4 protein-coding genes are annotated in these 3745 nt (G+C 44.6%); 2 read left to right on the plus strand and 2 right to left on the minus strand.

Annotated elements, in window-relative coordinates; all coding sequences use genetic code 11:
- Positions 1–238 precede the first annotated feature (238 nt).
- Both VM802_RS20055 and VM802_RS20060 read left to right on the plus strand, forming a co-directional pair.
- The gene (locus tag VM802_RS20055; protein ID WP_325533851.1) at positions 239–1096 is read left to right on the plus strand and encodes an AraC family transcriptional regulator; all 858 of its coding nucleotides are present in this window, start codon (positions 239–241) and stop codon (positions 1094–1096) included.
- An 82-nt stretch (positions 1097–1178) separates the two neighbouring features.
- Complete coding sequence (locus VM802_RS20060) at positions 1179–1673, plus strand: YkgB family protein (protein ID WP_325533853.1); 495 nt, start codon at positions 1179–1181, stop codon at positions 1671–1673.
- On the opposite strand, the gene VM802_RS20065 is transcribed toward VM802_RS20060, so the two are convergent.
- Positions 1639–2061: a hypothetical protein gene (locus VM802_RS20065; protein WP_325533855.1), complete on the minus strand. Its 423-nt coding sequence runs from the start codon at positions 2059–2061 to the stop codon at positions 1639–1641. The genes VM802_RS20060 and VM802_RS20065 overlap by 35 nt on opposite strands.
- An 85-nt stretch (positions 2062–2146) precedes the next feature.
- Positions 2147–3277 carry a redoxin domain-containing protein gene (locus tag VM802_RS20070; RefSeq protein ID WP_325533857.1) on the minus strand — a complete coding sequence of 377 codons (1131 nt, stop codon included), beginning with the start codon at positions 3275–3277 and terminating at the stop codon, positions 2147–2149.
- Positions 3278–3745 lie beyond the last annotated feature (468 nt).

Below are 3745 nucleotides of genomic sequence, written 5' to 3' on the forward strand. Positions count from 1 at the left end.
TTCTACATTACACTGAAAGGTTTATATGGCAATTGATACCTGCCTTACCAGGTTTAATGCACGGGAGGCAGATCTGCTGCCTCCCATTGTTACATCCCGCCACACAACTTACCATCCTGGAAGGAGTCCGTACCGAAAAGAATGATTCAGCATTAGCAACAAGATCGCATATCCCTTCAAAAGCCTCCCTAATAGTTATCTGCTACCAGATAAAATCCCGATCTTTGCCTACATTCTTATGAGGTATACATTTCAACAATCAACACAGGGTGAACTGAAGTTATTACAACCGGCAGGCGATTTCGCATGGTCCCATAAGGAAACACAGCAGGATGTCTTATACACCATCCTGTGGAACAGGGGGCCGGATATTTATGTATACATTGATAATGTAAGATACTTCTTTCCCGCAGATCACTTTCTCTGCCTCGTTGTGCATCAGTCTTTCAGACTACATGCCGGCGGAAAAGTTGTGATATGGCAATTCAACCGCGACTTCTATTGCATTGTAGACCATGATAAAGAAGTATCCTGTGTAGGGTTTCTGTTTTACGGAGCCAGGGACATTTTCTTTATCAACCTGAAAGGTAATCCCCAGTTCAGAAATAAAATGGAGCGCCTGCTATCGATCTTCATAGAGGAATTCGAAACGAAAGACAGTACCCAGGGAGAAATGCTGCGTATGCAGCTCAAATACCTCATCATCCTGCTGACACGCGCAGCTAAAGAACAATTTCCTCCCGGAATACCGGACCAGGACCTGGACCTCGTACGCCGGTTTAACCTGCTGGTGGAAATGCATTTCAGAGAACTGCACCAGGTACAGGATTATGCAAAGCTGTTAGCCAGATCTCCGAAAACGCTGTCCAACCTGTTTACTATCTATAACCAAAAGAGCCCGCTGCAAGTAATACAGGAACGTATCTTCATGGAAGCAAGACGCCTGCTCCTTTATACAGATAAAAACCAAGGCGAAATCACCGAAGAGCTGGGGTTCACAGAGCCTACGCATTTCAGCCGGTTCTTCCGTAAAATGTCAGGAGAAAGCCCCACCGCCTTCCGTAAAGAATGTAATAAGGGAAAAATTGATCAATAGTTGTGACAAATCGTTTGCATATCCGGTAATGGAGCGGATAATTTTGTAATCAGTATTTAACAAACAAAAAAATCCGTTTCTTATGTCACAACGTGTTGTCAGCACCTATAGTACTTCACTTTCCCGCTCAGGGTTCTATATTGCCTTATATGGTCTTGTTATCATACTGCTCTGGATAGGGCTGTTTAAATTCACACCCACCGAAGCGAAGGCGATACAACCATTGGTGAGTAACAGCCCGCTGATGAGCTGGATGTATTCCGTATGGAATGTACAACAAGTCAGCAACATCATCGGAGGTGCGGAAATCATTACCGCTCTCCTGCTCGCATTGTCTCCGTGGAATAAGAAAGCAGCGCTGGCCGGTGGTTTACTGGGAAGCATCACGTTCATTTCCACCATTAGCTTTCTCTTTACAACACCGGGCGCATTCCACCAGGTAGACGGGTTCTGGGTACCCGATGCCTTTCTGTTGAAAGATCTTGTATTACTGGGTGTAAGCATGATGGTAGCGGGGTCTTCATTGTCTTCAGGTCCAGGGACTACTCCTCCCAGGCAATCTCCAGGACAACATTAATAAAGCCATCTGCGGCAGCCATGTCAGGAGTAATTGTTACAACTTTTTCCCTCACTGCAATCCAGTTACCCTGGCCTCTGTCAGCACCAAAAGTGTAGGTACCGGCAGGCAAATCGTAGATCTTCGCTGGTAGTTGAAAGAATCCACCCACCATATTATACTCCGCATAATAGTATTCTCCCGTGCTTGGGCTGCGCGCATAGAAATCGCTCAGATCAACAGAACCAGTAGTAACCGGCGTGCCGTCGCTACGTACCAGCGTGACGCGTACATTGCAGGTGCCTGTAGCAGGTATGATGCGCTCAATAGCACAGGGAGCCGGGTTCACGGCAGAAGTGCCCACCACAACAGACATCGTCAGCACGACAAACAATGATAATTTCTTCATAAGAATTGTATTTTTAGTGATCACTAAAAATACAATTCTACGGCATTCCTGCCACATTATCATATCATTAATAGCTCCCGCACTTTCATAATTTAAGCAGCTTTCCCAGCCGCGCAGCCAGCTCCGCTCCCCGCAGGTCCCTGGCAACAATCACGCCGGAAGGGTCTATCAGGAAATTGGCCGGAATGCCGCTGATCAGGTATAACCGTTTCTGTACATCCCCATTCCATCCTTTAAGATCAGATACATGTGTCCAGGTGAGCTGATCTTTTGCAATGGCAGCTGTCCACTTATCCTTCTTGTCATCCAGGGAAACGCCTAATACAGTAAAGTTTTTATCCCTGAACTGCTGATAAGCCTTCCGTACCTCCGGATTCTCCTGACGGCATGGCCCGCACCAGCTTGCCCAAAAATCCAGCAATACATACCTGCCCCTGAATGACGAGAGTTTAACCATCTTACCACTGGTATCCGGCAAAGAGAAATCAGGCGCCGTTTTCCCGATCTGAAGCGCTATCGTTTGTTTTAAATCATGACCAAATTGCCTGGCTTCCGGCATTGCTTTCACCTCTTTCGTTAGTCCATTATAGGCAGCTTCCAGTTCCTTTATGTCAACAGACGGTTGATGGAACAAATCATTCAACGCCAGGATGGAAATCACAGTCGCAGGATGTTGATGTACGAAATCACCCAACCCATTACGCTGCCCTTTTTCAAAATCCTCATATTTCTTGCGCAACAACTCCCTCTTTACAGTATCCTGTTCGGATAATGATTCGGCCTCTTTAAAAATAGCAGCTTGCTGATCACTCAGCTGGTTCTGTAATTTTATATAGTCCGTAAAATCCTGCTGATTCAGTGTACCGGTGAATACTGCATCCTTTAATTGCGGCGAACTTACTTTCATATTCACATCTGCATTTTCCGCCCAGAATAACAGGCCAGGCTCTCCCGTCGCCATATTACCCGTTATCATATATACCTGTGGAGAATCAATCTTGCAGGAGTAAGTAAACGTTCCATTCTTCAAACGAATAGTATCCGCTCCCTTGTAATCAGGATCCATTTTTGATACTGGTCCGATAAAGAATACCCCTTTATCTATTCCTGGTATTTTTCCCTTAAGTTGAAGTTGCTTCGTTTTACCAGGCTGGCAGGAAAATACAGCCAAAGCGGAAATTGCTACAATACAAGTACGGGTTATGCTTTTTTTCATGGTTACGGTTTAAATCTTAACGGTCCTATTGTTTGCATCCCTCTGAAACGCCGCAGTTAAATTAATGTTAAACCACGTCACACACAGAGAAGGAATCCTACCAAATAAATACCACGCTACCATTCCGGAAAAAATACTATAAATCTACCAAATCACCTGAAACAGCAGGCTTCCCCGGCTTCAATTCAGAAAAGGCCCGGAAAGTGGAATAACTGCAGCGCATTTCTAAATCTTCTAAACCCCGGCGGATAAATCAGTTCTCCCTGTTACCGGAGGGTAACTATCAGGAATACACGCTCACCACTAATTTCTTTCTATAAATTTTTACCCGTAAGTTTAAACATAATGTAAATCCCTTTTCGTATATTAATCTGTACACCGAACTGTTCACGTAGTTTTATATCTTTATAACCAAATAAAAAGAAATATGTTATCAGAGAAAATGCAAGACGCCCTGAACAAACAGAT

This window comes from Chitinophaga sp. (genome assembly GCF_035538455.1).
In the GTDB taxonomy this organism is placed as follows: Bacteria; Bacteroidota; Bacteroidia; order Chitinophagales; family Chitinophagaceae; genus Chitinophaga.

Excerpts from the sequence above, each read along its gene's own strand:
- VM802_RS20070 (WP_325533857.1), bottom strand. The coding sequence starts at position 3,277 with ATGAAAAAAAGCATAACCCGTACTTGTATTGTAGCAATTTCCGCTTTG.
- VM802_RS20065 (WP_325533855.1), bottom strand. The coding sequence starts at position 2,061 with ATGAAGAAATTATCATTGTTTGTCGTGCTGACGATGTCTGTTGTGGTG.
- VM802_RS20055 (WP_325533851.1), top strand. The coding sequence starts at position 239 with ATGAGGTATACATTTCAACAATCAACACAGGGTGAACTGAAGTTATTA.
- VM802_RS20060 (WP_325533853.1), top strand. The coding sequence starts at position 1,179 with ATGTCACAACGTGTTGTCAGCACCTATAGTACTTCACTTTCCCGCTCA.